Origin of the sequence: Bernardetia sp. MNP-M8 (genome assembly GCF_037126285.1) — a bacterium.
Classification (GTDB): domain Bacteria; phylum Bacteroidota; class Bacteroidia; order Cytophagales; family Bernardetiaceae; genus Bernardetia.
The window spans coordinates 5,212,731-5,228,405 of record NZ_CP147012.1; the positions used below are offsets into that span (position 1 = coordinate 5,212,731).

Consider the following 15,675-nt stretch of genomic DNA (forward strand, 5'->3'; position numbering starts at 1 on the left):
ATAAGAAGATTTTTTTCTCCATTTTCAAGGTTTATCTTTGCTCTTCATTTTTGAAATTTATATTATATCAAAAAACAAAATTTGCTTTGGAACAACTCCTAGAATCTTTTCTGACCTATTTTTTTTCTCACAAACTAGAGCTTTTTGCTTCTCTTACAGGGCTTGTCTGTGTTTGGCTCAATACTAGAAATAATCATTGGGGTTGGTTTTTTGGTATTCTGAGTGTTGTTCCGTATATCTATATTTTTCTTGAGGCTGGTTTGTATGGAGATTCTATTTTAAGTGCCTTTTATTTTGTAGTTAGCATTTGGGGTTGGTATCATTGGCTTTTTGGTGGAAAAGAGAAAGTAAAAAAGTCTACTAATTTATCCTCAGAATCTTCAATTTTAGATAAAGATGTTGTAACAGAAGAACTAAATGCTAAAAACTTCTATGATACACAAAGAAAAGAAGAAAGTAGAGAGCTTCCCATTACTTATATGCCTATCAAATTTTGGATAATTAGTATGATAGTTGGTATTGCAGGAGTTTTTGGTTTTGGAGCTTGGTTTTCAACTTTACCCAATGCTTCTGTGCCTTACCTAGATGCTTTTACTACTTCTTTTAGTGTAGTAGCACAATTTCATCTTGCCAAACGTTGGATAGAAAACTGGATTTTTTGGTTTGTTATTGATGCCTTTTGTGTAGGGATTTATTATTACAAAGGACTTTATTTTACAACAGGATTATATGCTGTATTTTTAATTTTGGCTACTTTAGGATATTTTGAATGGAAAAAACAAATGACTAAATAATTTGCAAAGTATTCTTAGGAATATAAAATGAATAAATTTACACTTTGAAAAATTCACGCATTAATAAACAGGGTTAAAAATGTAAATATTTTTTTTTAGTCTTCTTTAAAAGAAAAATCTATAACTATAAAAATGATTCTTATTTTAAGAATTTGGTTTTGATTATCTAGTATCAAATTTACTTTTTTATTACAAAATGAAATAAATATAGTAATTTAGTTTTTAAGTAATTTTGAAATTAGATTAACATTCATCTTAAATCTATCCCAAAACAATGAATACAGTTTTTAGTCTTACAAACAATTCTTCCATTGCTCATTATTTTATGAGTAATTTGAGAGATACAAACCTGCAAGCTCACAAAGGAAACTTTCGTCAAAACCTAAAAAAAATAGGTTATTTACTTGCTTACGAAATTTCAAAAAAACTTTCTTATCAAGAGATAAATTTAAAAACAGGATTAGGCGAAAAACAAACTAAAAAACTAACAGAGTTTCCTGTCTTGATTCCAATTTTACGTGCTGGTTTGCCTCTTTATGAAGGTTTTGCAGAATTTTTTGAGCAATCTGATAGTGGTTTTGTAGGAGCTTATAGAGGAGAGTATAAACAAGATTTGCAAAACAAACTCAATCAATACGATTTTGATATAGACTTGCTCTATACAGCTTGTCCTAATTTGGAAAACAAAACAGTTATTCTGATTGATCCAATGCTTGCCACAGGAAAATCTCTAATCAAAACCTATCAAGAGCTTTCTAAGCAAAAAGGAATGCCAAAGCAATTGCATATTGCTTCTGTTATTGCAAGCGAAGAAGGTATAAAAAATGTAAAAACAGAATTACCAAAAGCTAACTTATGGATAGGAGATATTGATGAAAAACTAGACAAAAAATCCTACATCATACCAGGTTTGGGAGATGCAGGAGATTTATCTTTTGGAGAGAAGGTATAACTATTTTTACTTAATCTATTATTCCTTCATAACGAACAGCAACCAAAACATTTTGCTCAAAAGTGAAAAAATAATAATTTGTTTCGTCTTCATCCATCACCACAACAACAACATCTTGTTTCATTCCTTCTTCTGTTTCTGAAAAACAACGCATAAAATCGCCTTTGTTCATTCCCATAGAAAGACCTTTTCCGATGGACAAAGGTTCAAAACTTACTTTTGCCTCTAGCAAAAGGTCTTTTTGGTCTGCACGATAAAAACGTAAATGTGTTTTTTCTGTCTTAACTTCAATTACTGTATCTGTTTTTGAAGTATTATGAACGTTTTCAATAGGTGTGCGCTCAATTTTGGCATCTGGATAGTAAGTCAGCCATTCGTCAGCAGTACGTTGATGAAAGACCCAACTTGGAGAAATTAGCTCATCTATAAGTGCAACAGTATCAATAGAAACAGGAGGAGGTGTATTTTCTTGTGTACTTTGTTTGTTGGTAGAAGTAAACTCAGTAGAGTTTTGATTATTTTCATCAAAATTCATCTGTAAAACACGAGCCTGCACAGAAGTAACTGTTGCGTAGGCAAACAGCACAAAAAAAAGTCTGACAGTCAGTAGATTAGACATAATAAAATTATAAGAGTAGAATAGGTTTGTTTTAAAATTAATACGTTAAAAACTTACAAAACGTTGCCTATTTCTACATTAGTTCGAAAATATTATTTTCATTCTGACTGTGATTCCGTTTTAGTTTTTACTAGAAATTGCTTTTTTTAAATCTTCTGGTGTATCAATTCCTATACTTTCAAAAGGCGTAATAGCTACTTGAATAGAAAAATTATTTTCTATCCATCTCAATTGTTCTAAAGACTCTGCTAGTTCTAACTTTGAGGGTTGTAGCTTTGTAATTTGTTGTAAAACTTCTTTTTGATAAGCATACATTCCTATATGACGATAAAATGTGTGTGCTGAAAGCCAAGCATCTTTTTGTTTTTTGTCTTCATTTCTTACAAAAGGAATAGGATTTCTACTAAAATAGATAGCTTTATGATTTACATCAAAAATTGCCTTCACTACATTTGTATCAAAAAGCGTTTCAGAGTCTTTTATTTGACTTACTAAAGTTGCCAATTGTACAGCATTATTTTCTATCAAAATTTCAGCTAAACTATCTATTTGTTTTGGTTGAATGAAAGGCTCATCACCTTGAATATTAATGATAAAATCAAACTCTACTTTGTTTTTTTCTAAAAGAAGTGCAGCTTCTGCAATTCTGTCTGTTCCTGAAATATGACTTGAATCTGTCATCAAAACATTTTGAGTAAACTCTTTCACTTTATCAAAAACAAGTTGATTATCAGTAGCAATAAAAACATCATTGAGTTTTGTAGCCTTTTTAGCTTGATTAAAAACACGTTCAATCATTGTTTTTCCATTGATATCAGCCAAAACTTTAGCAGGAAAACGACTAGAAGCATAACGAGCAGGAATAATAGCAATAATTTTCATAGCAATAATTTATTTTTGAAGTTTATAAAATTATTGTAAAATTATTAATTTTGTTTCAAACTGTTGCCTACTTTTTAAAATAGATGATTGTCTACAAGTGATTAGCTTTAGTTTTTTTTAAATATTCAATTATTGATAAACAGATTCCAATTATTAAAGGTTATCAAGATTATTTTTGTATAACAGTCTTCCAGACTGTTGAATTTAATAAGGTTTATTTAGCTATTCTCTCAATAATAATTTAAATCTCTAATAAGAAAACTAAAATTTTAAAGCTATTTTTGCAAATAATTAAAAGACTACACTAGGAAAAGGCAAGCCATTTTAGCTTCGCTGACTTAAAAATTCCCTACAAACATATTTAACTTCTTACTAGTAATTTGCTGGTAACTGGTCACTGATAACTGATAACTGCAATGCTTTCGACTCCCGACGCTCCCAAAAAATTATTTCTCTTAGATGCAATGGCTCTCATTTATAGAGCGCATTTTGCCTTTAGTAAAAATCCTAGAATGACTTCTACAGGAATTGATACAGGCGCAATTTTAGGATTTACAAATTCTATTTGGGATATTCTTCAAAATGAAAAACCTACTCATATTGGCATTGCTTTCGATACTTCGAAGCCTACTTTTCGCCACGAACAGTTTGAAGCCTACAAAGCACACCGAGAAAAACAACCAGAAGCCATTACACTTTCTAAGCCTTTTATTAATCGTTTGTTGGAAGGTTTGAATATTCCTATTTTAAAAATGGATGGGTTTGAAGCTGATGATATTGTCGGAACGCTTGCAAAAAAAGCAGCTAGAGAAGGCTTTGAAGTATATATGGTTACGATTGATAAAGATTATGCACAGCTTGTTGAGGAAAAAATATTCTTCTATAAAGTAGCTTATGCTGGTCGTAATCCTGCCGAAATTTGGGGAATAAAAGAAGTTTGTGACCGTTGGGAATTAGAAAACCCAATGCAACTGACAGATATTTTGGGATTACAAGGAGATGCTTCTGATAATATTCCAGGGATTCCAGGGATTGGAGAAAAAACGGCTATCAAACTTTTGAAATTATACAATAGTGTAGAAGGAATTATCGAAAATGTAGATAAGCTAAAAGGAAAACAAAAAGAAAATGTTATTAATTTTGCTCAGCAAGGTATTTTATCAAAAGAATTAGCGACAATAAAAATTGATGTTCCGATAGAGTTTGATGCAAAGGCATTGGAATATGACGACGTAAAAGATATTACAGAAAAAAACAAAGGACTTTTATCAGCTCTTTTTGATGAATTAGAATTCAGAACATTGAAACGAAAAATTCTGAATGAAGAATCTGCAAAATCATTTTCTCCAAAAACAGGTGCAAAAGTAGGTTCATCTTCACTCAGCAAGACAATAAGCGAAAACAAAAAAGCAGCAACTGACCAAATGGATTTGTTTGGAAGTCCAAAAAATAATGAGCAACCAGTTCAAAAAGTTGCAAAAAAATCAAATCTAACTCCAGAAGAAGCAAAAGCTGCTTTAGAACAATTGCCTTTTATTTTTACAGAAAAAGAATTAGATAAAGCAGAAAATACAACTGCAAAACCGTCTCAAATTGCTCAAGAATTAGAAATTCAAGAAGCTACTTCTATAAAATTAGATACACTCTTTACAGTCAAACACGATTATCACTTAATTGATACTAAAGAAAAACGAGAACATTTAATCGAATTTCTTTTACTTCAAGATGAAATTTCTGTCGATACAGAAACTGATAATTTGGATGTCATTGAAGCAAATATTGTTGGTTTTTCAGTGGCTTATAAAGCATTTGAAGCCTTTTATATTCCTGTTTTGGGAAGTGATGAAGAACGAAAAGAAATTTTGAATGAATTTAGAAGCATTTTAGAAAATCCTAAAATCATAAAAATAGGACAAAATATAAAGTATGATTATCAGATTTTTTATAAATATGGAATTAAGCTAAAAGGGCAATTTTTTGACACCATGTTGGCGCATTATTTATTAGAGCCTGAACTTCGTCATAATATGGATTATTTGGCGCAAACTATCCTTAATTACAAAACTATTTCTTATGATGAAATTGTAGGAACTGGCAAAAAAGCCAAAACAATGGCAGAATTTGAGCCAAAAGAAATTCTGAATTATGCAGCCGAGGATGCAGATATTACACTCAGACTTAAAGAAAAACTACATTTCGAACTAGAAAAAGAAGAAAATAAAGGTCTAAAATCTGTTTTTTACGATATAGAAACTCCATTAATTTCTGTTTTGGCAAAAATTGAAATGAACGGAATGAACATTGATACAGAAGCATTAAGTGAGTTTTCAACAGAGCTAGGAAAAGAAGTTGAGGTTTTAGAAAAAGAAATCTATGCAATAGCAGGGGAAGAGTTTAATATTGCATCTCCAAAACAGTTAGGAGAAATTTTATTTGATGAAGAAAAATTAAATCTTACTCCAAAACCAAAACTAACAGCAAAAAGCAAACAGTACAAAACAGACGAAAGTATTTTGGTAAAACTTGCCGAAAAGTATCCTATTGCTGCCAAAATTGTAGATTATCGCCAACTTCAAAAACTCAAATCTACTTACGTTGATGCTTTGCCTTTGCTGCTTTCTCCAAAAGATAATAAAGTTCATACTTCATTTAATCAAGCTGTTACAGTTACAGGAAGACTTAGTTCGACAAATCCAAACCTTCAAAATATTCCTATTCGTACAGAAAGAGGACGAGAAGTAAGGAAAGCATTTGTTGCTTCTGATGAAAACCATGTTCTTTTAGCTATTGATTATTCTCAAATCGAACTTAGATTAATGGCTTCTTTTGCAGAAGACCCAACAATGATTGAGGCTTTTAGAAATCAAAGAGATATTCATACAGCCACAGCAGCCAAAATTTTTAAAGTGGGAATAGATGAAGTAACTTCCGAAATGCGTCGTTCTGCCAAAACTGCCAATTTTGGAATTATTTATGGAGTTTCAGCAATGGGATTAGGTCAGCGTTTGAATATCAAAACCACAGAAGCAAAGAAACTAATTGATTCTTATTTTGCAGAATTTTCTTCTATCAAAAACTATATGGATAAAATTATCAATGAAGCTAGAGATAATGAATCTGTACAGACACTTTTAGGTAGAAAACGTCCACTTCGTGATATAAATTCAAGAAATATGACACAGCGAGGTTTTGCAGAACGAAATGCTGTAAATATGCCAATACAAGGAACAGCAGCCGATATTATCAAATTAGCTATGGTAAAAGTACAGGAATATTTGGAAGAAAATAACCTTCAAACAAAGATGATTTTGCAAGTGCATGACGAACTTGTTTTTGATGTTCCAAAGTCAGAATTAGAAACTGTCAAGCCAAAAATTATGGAAATAATGAGCAAAACCTATCAAATTGATGTTCCTTTGGATGTAGAAGCTGGAATTGGTCAGAATTGGCTGGAAGCGCATTAAAGTAAGAATCTTTACTTTTATTTTTGTTGATAGTCAATGAAGAGTTCCTTCAATTCTTCATTGATTTTGGTTGTCAGTTTTATAAAAAAACTAGTATAAGTAACTGAACAAAATATATCTAAGAAAAGAGTTAGAAAGTGGAAGTTTAAACTGTCAAGACATCTTTGAGGTGTCAGACAGATTCCATTTGCATATAAATAATTTTGATTAGTTACTTAAAAATAGGTATTTTGTTTTAGCAATCTCAAGACTTGTTTTTGCCAAAATTCAAAACTCTTTAGTAGTTTTGTGTAAAATAGTGTATGCGCTTTAGCGTGTAAAAACGTATTGCCTTTTTAGGTGCGAAAAAAATAGAAATGCTAAAAAAAATAGTTGTACAACCCACAGGAGGACTTTGTAATCGCCTTCGTGCCATAGAATCAGTTCTAGATTTATTAAAAACAACAGATAAAACAGATTATATTACAGTTGTTTGGGAAAATAATCACGAGTTAGGGACAAGATATAAAAGCCTGTTTCAATCAAATGATAAAATAAAAGTTATCGAAACCTTGCCTTTTACTGGAAAAAGTGTATTTAATCCTGTTAAAATGGCAAAAGTGTGGAATGTAATTGCACCTACAGAAAAAAACTATCAAAAATCACATAAACTTCGTCAGCTTTTGGGAAAAGAAAAAAGCTTCGATAAAATTATCTATCAAGATGAAATGTTTGACTTAGTAAAAAATAAGTTTGATTTTAATACATTAAAAGAACATAACTCTTTATATATCGCTTCTTGTTTTGATTTTAAAATTGATTTCAATGATAAAAATAAAGAACCTGATTTACCTTTTTCTGATTTTGTAGTTCATACTTCTGTTAAAGATAAAATTAATCAGATTACAAAAGATTATTCAACTTCTTCAATTGGTTTGCATATTCGTAGAACTGACCATGCAGGAGCAATAGAAAACAGTCCGTTGTCACTTTTTATAGAAAAAATGAATGAAGAAATAGCTTTAAATGATAAAACTGATTTTTTCTTGGCAACTGACGACAAAGAAACTGAAAAAGAACTAATCAAACTATTCTCAAAAAGAATAATAATAAATCAAAATAAAGCATTTGACAGAGATTCAGAAAAAGGCGTTCAAGATGCTTATATCGATGTAGCTTGTCTAGCTAAAACTTCAAAAATATATGGTTCTCATGCGAGTTCTTTTTCAGAAACGGCTGCAAAAATGGGAGGAATTGAACTTATCATTTGTGAAAGATAGAGGTTATTCTGTCTTGTTGTAAACACAAAACATGTATACTCAAACTTATTGAGATTTAGAATTGATAAATCAGCAAATCCAAAATTAAACTTATCAGTGCTCAGATAACTAGGATAAGTTACTTGAAATCAAATAAAAAAACCTATTCTCTTTTTATAGAGAATAGGTTTTTTGGGTTTCAATCCAAAAGTCTTTATCAATATGGCTTTTTATTAAATTGTAGAGTTTAAAATTGCCGTATTTTGCTGAATATCAACTCTGTACGGCAATTATATTTTGCAAAAGTCCTATATTTGTTTTTACCACAAAATAAATAATTAGATTTTGTAAAATACACTACAATGATAAAAAAAAATAGCCACAAAAATAGTTTCTTTGACAAAAAAATATTTTGAACAGGAATTTTCAGCTACTTCTACTCTTTTTCAGAACTCTTTTTCAGAATTAGATATTTCTAATGTAGATGAATCTGATACATTACTTTTTGAAAAAATGCAAACTGTATTTTTTCTAGGTCAGTTACTAGGTTTGCCTACCTTGAAAAGTATTTTAGTCAAATTTGGTATCACAAGTAGTCAAGTATCCATCAATTACAAAAAGTTGTATAAAAAACTGACAATCAACAAAATACGTGTACTTTATGAATATGTATTTAAAACTCAAGTGGTTCATTTATTGAAAGAAATGGCTTCAAAAGATAGTAGTATTTGGTCAAAAAAAAGAGTTACGGCAGTTTTAGATGACAGTATTTTTCGTCAATGGCTCTCTGAGTTAGGTAGAGAAAATGATTATTTTGGAAGTTTCTTTAGTGGACAGTATCGTGCTACTACTCTAGGCTTTAAAGTGGTTTGTTTCGGATTATATATTGAAGATGTTTTTTATCCTTTATTTTTTGATTTTGTTAGAAAAAAAGGAAAAGCTGATAAAAAAGAACCTATTCAAATAGCTAAAAAATTAGTGAATCGTTGGGGAAAGTTACAAGAAAAATTAGCTAAAGAAAATAGTGTATTACCTTCTATTCATTTTAGTTGTGATAGTGGCTATAGTGATGTTTCATTGAGTGAAGAATGTACCAACCAATCAACAAGTTTGATTTATATTAGTGTACCTAAAAAAAATCATATTATTATAGTAAATAATAAAAAAACAAACTCAAAAGAATATATAGATCGTGTTTTTTTAGAAAAAGAAAAAAAACATCAAGAAGCGCAAAGACATCTCAAGGAAGAAGAAAAAACACCTTTTACTTTACGTCTAAAAGCGTTCTATCAATGCCAAAAAAGAGAAGTTGTTTTATTATTTTTTAGGTTAAATGGCTCAAAAAAAGTAAGTGTTATATATACCCCAAATTTGACCGTTTTTGCAAAAACATTACGAAGACATTGGTTCAATAGAACCTATATAGAACAGTTTTTCAAAACACTCAAACATGTATTAAAAATTAGTGAACCTAGAACAAAAAATAAAGAAGAATTTGAAAATAAACTTTTAAAATTTGCATTTTTGGCGATTGAAGTTCAAAAAATAGTCCGATTTATTAGAAGAAAATGTAAACAATTTAAACAAAAAGGATTTATTTCTTTACAAAGGATACTCTGCTCTAACAAAGAAATACTAGACCTTTTGCAAAAGCAAATCAATATAAAAACTTGATAATCAAAATAGTAAACTAAAATCAAACTCTACAATTTAAAAAACAATATTTTTTAATCAATTGCAATAATTTTATTTATACTATAGTTAAGTTATAAATTTGTAATTTATAACACAAATTTCTATGTTAAATCAAATAAATGCACATCCTAACACTTATTTTTGATAAAAATGAACACATTTAGTAAAAACATAACAATTTATATTCTTGTAATTACAACAGGAGTAGTTTTTATCTCTTCTTTGATAGATACTATTGAAGAAAGTATATTCAAGATGGAGTACTTTACTAACATGGAGGAAGGAATATACGGGAAACTAGATTCTTTAAATCTTAAACAAGAAAAATTAGTAAAAATAGGTCAAGAACTTTTTGAAGAAAACTGTCTTCGATGTCACTCTGTCAATGAAAAGGTTATAGGGTCTGCACTTGTTGGAGTAGAAAATCGTTGGGAAAGTAAGAAACAATTAATACAGTTCATTAAAAATTCTAAAGACATGATTAAGAAAAATTCACACACTCCACACGTATACAAAGAGTATGGACAAGTAATGCCAAATTATGATTTTTTGGATGATGAGCAAGTTAAAGCAATTTTGTTCTATATAAAATATCAGTCTGGAGAAAAAGTATATATCAAATTATAGATATACTTAAATCAAATTAGAGTATTGGACATTGGATATTTTTTTCCATCTGCTCGGTCGGACTCCTCAAAGGTGTCAAGACAGTTAAATATACGAATTGTCTGACACTTTAAAAGTGTACTGACAGATTCATGTCCAGTACTCTAAAATCAAATACTTTATGTGAGTAAATATTGATGCTCTTTACGTAAATAGTAGAATATCCCGTTTAATCAACATTAAGATTTGTCGAGCCACTATTAATGACTCTGTCAGGTTCTTCCATTAGGTCAATTCTTTTAGTTTCATCAGGTTCTAATATATAAGAAGCACCTGTAACACTAAACGATCCATTTTTTGTGTTAGATAAATTAGTTACAGTAATGGTAGCTGTAGAAACTTCGTAAGATTCTCCTGGTTTTAATATCATAGTTCAGTATATTTAGAAAATTAATTCCTACTCTATTAAGGCTTTTCAGAATACGCCTATCAAAAGGTTGATAATTCAAAGTTAAGGACTTGTTCACCCAATAACATCCGTAAAAATGCTCTTTTTAAAAAAACAGTAAAAACACTTAGTGGAAGCTATATTAAATAGAAGTTTTTTTTCAAAAGATTAGGTACTAAGGTAGTAGCTAACCTTTTTAACCAAAGTTTTATATTTCAAGTGTGTAAGAATAACAATTGAATTTCAAATTTATCATCCATTCAATAACCTCAATAAACTATAAAAAAATGTACTCATTTCCTTTTTAGTAAGTCACATTATACCAAAAACCTCATTTAAAGCCAAAAAAAGGCATATACTGTTGTATATGCCTTTAGTCTTGTGGAGCTGGTGGGAGTCGAACCCACGTCCAGATACGGCGTTCGTCGTGGTTTCTACATGTTTAGTTATCCTATTAATTGTCGGGAAAGAACTAGGCGATAACGTCCAAGGTTTTTCCTTATCAACTAAGTTTTCGTCGCAGATGCCGTTGCACTCATCATTGCTTAACTCTTACGGGGGTTGATGTCTATGTGTTTACGTGGTAAACGGATGTTAGTGTCGGAAGAGTAAAGACACTAAGCAAAGACAATGGTTACTTAACTCCTAGAGTTAGGCAGCCATGGCGTAATTAGATTCGCCGATTGTTGTTTTGAGAAATCGATATAAGGCTAGTTTTCTCATTAGCCTACATGCTTATACACGCAAAGACTCGTCCTGTCGAAACCAGTCAGCCCCATATAGTTTGTTTTAACTAATTCATCGTCACTTTTGAAAATGAATTGGGATGCAAATATACAACTACAACTGAGAAGAACAAAGAAAAGTTCAAAATAAAAAAAGTTTGATGTTGTTGGTGTAGTTATATAAAAACACCAACAACGATTTATAACTTTACAATTATTTAGTCATTCTTATCTATCATGCTTTTATAGAGCTTATCTTCAATATCTTTGAGTTCATTTCTAACTTTTCCAATGACTGTAAGAAGTTGTTTTCTTTCTTTTACTTTTTCATCCCATTCTGGCATATCTAAAAAGTCTTTTAATTTATCTTCATTGAAAAACATGGCACAAAGATGTAAAAATGACATTTTATTCTGAATTTTTGGATGTGAAATGGTTTCGTGAGTAGCATTTCTCATCAAATCATTTACTCGCATTCCCAAAAAATCAAATTCATAATCTAACTTTTTGTCTATTTTTTTAGCCAATTTTTCACGTTTTTTCTCTAGTTTTTTTTGCTTATTTTTTTTCATCGTATTTTTGGGGTAAAAAGTGGATTCAATAATGACAAATTAATTCCAAGCAATTAGGTCTTGCTTAAACTCTATTTTTGCTAAATAAGTTCGTTTTATATGTTATCATAAAATAAATAACCAATCTTTATGGTGTATTTTTTATAAATTTGACTGCAAAATTACTCAAAAATTAGTCATAAACTATGCTTTCTCTCAATCAATCTCCTTCCAAACTCAAATGGATTGTTATTCTTTTTGCCTCTCTTATTGGTTTGGCTTCTCTTTATTATACTAATGAACTTGTAGATAGTTTGGCTCAGCGTGAACAAGAACAGATTGATTTGGTAGCAAAAGCACAGGAGCTAGTAGTGCAAGTGGAAGACAGTCTAATGCTTAACTTTCTAGTAACCAGTATTTTACAAGGCAATCAATCTATTCCTATGATTATTGCAGATGGGGAAGGCAATCCAAGTGAATCAAGAAATATTGATTTTAAGAAAAATGCTACAGAAGAAGAAAAAAATAAAATTTTAAGACTACATTTGACTTCCATGAAAGAATCTCATCCCCCTATCGAAGTAAAAGTTTCGGAAGAGTGGAAATATTATATCTTCTATGAAAATTCAACCCTTCTGACTCAGCTCAAATATTTTCCATACGCTCAACTTTCCCTTATTACAGCTTTTTTGATTTTTGCCTATTTTTTATTTAGCTCTTCTAGACGAGCTGAGCAAAATCGGGTTTGGGTAGGTCTTGCCAAAGAAACTGCACACCAGCTTGGCACTCCACTTTCTGCACTCATGGCGTGGGTAGAATATTTTAGAGCAGACCAAAGTGTAGAAGAAGATATTTTACAGGAAATAGAAAAAGATATTGCAAGACTTACTATGATAACAGGGCGTTTTTCAAGTATTGGTTCTATACCAGATTTAAGCTCTGAAAATGTATTAGAAGTAGTTGAAGGAGTGACTGAATATCTCAAAAAAAGAATATCTAACAAAGTAAAGCTAACAATCAGAGCCAACAAAGATGCAAAACTATACGCTCAAATCAATAAACCTCTTTTTGAATGGGTCATTGAAAATATTTGTAAAAATGCTGTGGATGCTATGACTGAAAAAGGAGGAAAAGGAAGCATCACTTTATTTTTCTCTTCAAACAGAAGCCAAAAGCAACTTATTTTAGATATAACAGATACAGGAAAAGGAATTCCACAAAGTCAAATCAAAACAGTTTTTAGACCTGGATTTACTACCAAAAAAAGAGGTTGGGGTTTAGGACTTACATTAGCACGAAGAATTGTAGAACAATATCATAACGGAAAAATAAGCGTCTTAAAGTCAGAAGTGGGGAAAGGAACAACTTTCAGGATTATTTTAAGAACAAGTGATTAAATATACCTTCAAAAATTTGCAATTTGCTAATAAAATGGTAAATTACAGACGTTTGTCAAAAATAGACAAAAAAAATAAGTCAGCAATAAATTTGCTGACTTATTTCAATCAATCCTATCCTAAAAACTAAGCATCTTTTTAAGAAATTTTGAACTAAAAAACTGATTTCTGAAAAGGTGCTTTTGTGATTTACATCTTAAAAGTCTTTTCTTATCAATTTAGTTTCAATGTCTTTCTTAGAATTTCCTCAAAGTTTTTATAATTAAGTCAAATCTTTCAAATCAAATTTGGTTTCTTTGTCTTAATCGTTACGCTAATATACGGTAAGAATTGATACAAGATTTGTTTCTTCGATATAAACAAATAAGAGGTCGGTTAAAAGCTAAATTTGTTCGGTAAAAAATAAAGTCTGATTTTAAGCTATTTCAATTTAGGCGTGAATCTCTCTCAAAGCATCTTCATTTGCTTCAATAATTCTATTTACATCTTCATCAGAAAGAGCATTTGATAAAAACCAACTCTCAAACTGAGCAGGCGCAATATAAACCCCACGATTGAGCATAGCATGAAAGTATTTTCCAAAAAGAGCAGTATCACAAGTAAGCGCATCTTCAAAATTCTCTACTTTTTTATCTGTAAAGAAAATATTTGTCATTGAGCCAATTTGATTTACTGTATAATTCAAACCTTGCTCTTTGATAGATTTACGCATTGCCTGAGCTATTTTTGCTGTCTTTTGCTCCAAATTCTGATAAATTTGAGGATTATTGTTTAAGATATTTAGAAGTGCCAAACCTGCTGCCATTGCCACAGGATTTCCAGAAAGCGTTCCTGCTTGATAGACTTTACCAAGAGGTGAAACACAATCCATAATTTCTTTTTTTCCTCCATATGCTCCCACAGGCATTCCACCACCAATAATTTTTCCTAAAGTAGTCATATCAGGTGTAACTCCATATACTTCTTGCGCTCCACCTTTTGCAAGCCTAAAACCTGTCATTACTTCGTCAAAAATGAGTACAATTCCATTTTTATCACAGATTTTTCGTAGCCCTTGCAAGTAACCTTCTTTTGGCAACACACAACCCATATTTCCAGCTACAGGTTCAATAATAATAGCTGCAATTTCATTTGGATTTGCATCTACTAAATATTGAATAGCATCTAAGTCATTGTGAGGAGCTAATAATGTATCTTTTGCAGTTCCCTTTGTTACCCCAGGGCTGTTTGGCGTTCCCATTGTTGCTGCTCCACTTCCTGCTGCAATCAAAAATGAATCGCCATGACCGTGATAACAACCAATTGTTTTTATGAATTTTTCTCTCCCTGTATAACCACGAGCCACACGAACAGCAGACATAGTGGCTTCTGTTCCAGAGTTTACCATTCTTACTTTTTCTATCGATGGAACCATCTGACAAATTAGTTCTGCAATTGTTACTTCTCTGCGTGTTGGTGCACCAAAAGAAGATGAGCCATGAACAGCCTCAATAATTGCTTGTGTAACTTCTTCATGTCCATGTCCTAAAATCATTGGTCCCCAAGAGCCAATTAAATCAATATATTTATTGCTATCTTCATCAAAAAGATAAGCTCCTTTTGCCGATTTCATAAAAACAGGAGTTCCCCCAACAGCTTGAAAGGCACGAACAGGAGAATTTACACCTCCTGGTATATGATGTTGAGCCTCTGAAAAAAGAGATTGACTATTTGTTAGTGTTACTGGATGCATCATTTTTTAGTATTGAATGAATTAAGGTAATTTTTGATAATTACAAAAATAGGAATTTAATTGTTTTCATGTTAATTATGTATCGTTGGTGAGACACTGACAACAGCAAAAAAGAATCTTTCAATACTGAGTTTACAATTAAAATGCTCTCTTTTAATCAAATAGAATTTGAACCCATTGATAGATTCTTAAACAACTTCATAACAAACTTTAGGTAGTAAGAATAATAAAACAATTTTTGTTAAATTACACTTATGATTTTGATAATCTCTATAAATTGTTCTGAGTCAGAATATAAATCTAGAATAACTTTACTTAAAACTTAATATAATAATGAAAAAAATACTTTATTTCTTTGAAAAAAATGCTTTTGGCGTTTGTGCCAAAATAGGTGAACGTTTAGGAATTTCTTCTGAAAGTATTCGTCTCTCTTTTATATATGTTTCATTTATTACTTTTGGCTCTCCCATTTTTCTTTATTTAGTGCTTGCTTTTTGGATGAAAATGAAAGCCCATTTAAGAAGATACAGACAAATTATTAGAGGATTATAAAATATAACAATTATTTTTTT

13 protein-coding genes and 1 other RNA gene are annotated in these 15,675 nt (G+C 30.6%); 8 read left to right on the forward strand and 6 right to left on the reverse strand.

Features of this window, described 5'->3' with window-relative positions; all coding sequences use genetic code 11:
- Nucleotides 1-86 precede the first annotated feature (86 nt).
- Together pnuC and upp are read left to right on the forward strand one after the other, a co-directional pair.
- The gene (pnuC, locus tag V9L04_RS21075) at nucleotides 87-794 is read left to right on the forward strand and encodes a nicotinamide riboside transporter PnuC (protein WP_338791908.1); all 708 of its coding nucleotides are present in this window, start codon (nucleotides 87-89) and stop codon (nucleotides 792-794) included.
- Between the two features lie 274 nt (nucleotides 795-1,068).
- Nucleotides 1,069-1,746, forward strand: a complete 678-nt coding sequence (gene upp / locus V9L04_RS21080) for a uracil phosphoribosyltransferase (protein ID WP_338791909.1) — start codon at nucleotides 1,069-1,071, stop codon at nucleotides 1,744-1,746.
- Between the two features lie 10 nt (nucleotides 1,747-1,756).
- Here upp and V9L04_RS21085 read toward each other — a convergent pair whose 3' ends face one another.
- Both V9L04_RS21085 and kdsB read right to left on the reverse strand, forming a co-directional pair.
- Nucleotides 1,757-2,365, reverse strand: coding sequence for a hypothetical protein (locus tag V9L04_RS21085; protein WP_338791910.1), 609 nt, complete (start codon nucleotides 2,363-2,365; stop codon nucleotides 1,757-1,759).
- Between the two features lie 120 nt (nucleotides 2,366-2,485).
- A complete protein-coding gene (gene kdsB / locus V9L04_RS21090) occupies nucleotides 2,486-3,247 on the reverse strand; it encodes a 3-deoxy-manno-octulosonate cytidylyltransferase (protein WP_338791911.1) in 762 nt (253 codons plus the stop codon).
- Nucleotides 3,248-3,663: 416 nt separating this feature from the next.
- Between kdsB and polA the strand changes: the two genes are divergently transcribed.
- The 4 genes from polA (at nucleotide 3,664) to V9L04_RS21110 (ending at nucleotide 10,271) form a co-directional block, all read left to right on the forward strand.
- Nucleotides 3,664-6,711 carry a DNA polymerase I gene (gene polA / locus V9L04_RS21095; protein WP_338791912.1) on the forward strand — a complete coding sequence of 1,016 codons (3,048 nt, stop codon included), beginning with the start codon at nucleotides 3,664-3,666 and terminating at the stop codon, nucleotides 6,709-6,711.
- A 356-nt stretch (nucleotides 6,712-7,067) separates the two neighbouring features.
- Nucleotides 7,068-7,970, forward strand: coding sequence for a hypothetical protein (locus V9L04_RS21100; protein ID WP_338791913.1), 903 nt, complete (start codon nucleotides 7,068-7,070; stop codon nucleotides 7,968-7,970).
- A gap of 375 nt (nucleotides 7,971-8,345) precedes the next feature.
- Nucleotides 8,346-9,623, forward strand: coding sequence for a hypothetical protein (locus V9L04_RS21105; RefSeq protein WP_338791902.1), 1,278 nt, complete (start codon nucleotides 8,346-8,348; stop codon nucleotides 9,621-9,623).
- 171 nt (nucleotides 9,624-9,794) lie between these two features.
- Nucleotides 9,795-10,271 carry a cytochrome c gene (locus V9L04_RS21110; protein ID WP_338791914.1) on the forward strand — a complete coding sequence of 159 codons (477 nt, stop codon included), beginning with the start codon at nucleotides 9,795-9,797 and terminating at the stop codon, nucleotides 10,269-10,271.
- A 208-nt stretch (nucleotides 10,272-10,479) separates the two neighbouring features.
- Here the strand turns inward: V9L04_RS21110 and V9L04_RS21115 are convergent, their stop codons facing one another.
- The 3 genes from V9L04_RS21115 to V9L04_RS21125 form a co-directional block, all read right to left on the reverse strand.
- Nucleotides 10,480-10,680: a hypothetical protein gene (locus V9L04_RS21115; protein ID WP_338791915.1), complete on the reverse strand. Its 201-nt coding sequence runs from the start codon at nucleotides 10,678-10,680 to the stop codon at nucleotides 10,480-10,482.
- 397 nt (nucleotides 10,681-11,077) lie between these two features.
- Nucleotides 11,078-11,475, reverse strand: a transfer-messenger RNA (tmRNA) gene (gene ssrA, locus V9L04_RS21120).
- Nucleotides 11,476-11,641: 166 nt separating this feature from the next.
- Complete coding sequence (locus V9L04_RS21125; protein WP_338791916.1) at nucleotides 11,642-11,995, reverse strand: hypothetical protein; 354 nt, start codon at nucleotides 11,993-11,995, stop codon at nucleotides 11,642-11,644.
- A 185-nt stretch (nucleotides 11,996-12,180) separates the two neighbouring features.
- On the opposite strand from V9L04_RS21125, the gene V9L04_RS21130 reads away from it, so the two are divergent.
- Complete coding sequence (locus V9L04_RS21130; protein ID WP_338791917.1) at nucleotides 12,181-13,371, forward strand: HAMP domain-containing sensor histidine kinase; 1,191 nt, start codon at nucleotides 12,181-12,183, stop codon at nucleotides 13,369-13,371.
- 430 nt (nucleotides 13,372-13,801) lie between these two features.
- Here V9L04_RS21130 and hemL read toward each other — a convergent pair whose 3' ends face one another.
- Nucleotides 13,802-15,103 (reverse strand): glutamate-1-semialdehyde 2,1-aminomutase, encoded by a 1,302-nt coding sequence (gene hemL / locus V9L04_RS21135; RefSeq protein ID WP_338794222.1) that lies wholly within the window; start codon nucleotides 15,101-15,103, stop codon nucleotides 13,802-13,804.
- Nucleotides 15,104-15,436: 333 nt separating this feature from the next.
- Between hemL and V9L04_RS21140 the strand changes: the two genes are divergently transcribed.
- Nucleotides 15,437-15,655, forward strand: coding sequence for a PspC domain-containing protein (locus tag V9L04_RS21140; protein ID WP_338791918.1), 219 nt, complete (start codon nucleotides 15,437-15,439; stop codon nucleotides 15,653-15,655).
- Nucleotides 15,656-15,675 lie beyond the last annotated feature (20 nt).